This window comes from Catenuloplanes japonicus (genome assembly GCF_000717135.1).
GTDB lineage: Bacteria > Actinomycetota > Actinomycetes > Mycobacteriales > Micromonosporaceae > Catenuloplanes > Catenuloplanes japonicus.
On sequence record NZ_JNXY01000120.1, the window covers coordinates 1 to 218 of the forward strand.

Here is a 218-nt window from a genome sequence, read left to right on the forward strand (position 1 = left end):
GGTTGACCGTGAGCGGAACCGTGTTGACGACGTGACTCTGGACGCGCTCCCGGATGTAGGACGGCACGTCCTCCTGCGGAATCCCCGCCGGGACCTTGATGTCACTCTTCTTGACCGGGATGTTGCCGGTCAGCGTCGTGTCCGCGCGCTTGTCCGTGAAGTGACTGCGCACGTTCTCGTGCCGGAAGAACGAGTCGACCGACGTGTTCAGCCGCATC

The 218-nt window shown here is 63.3% G+C and carries 1 protein-coding gene; it reads right to left on the bottom strand.

The window, feature by feature from the left end; translation table 11 throughout:
• A partial coding sequence (locus tag OP04_RS55295) for a hypothetical protein (RefSeq protein WP_033346831.1) occupies positions 1-218 on the bottom strand: 218 nt, incomplete at both ends.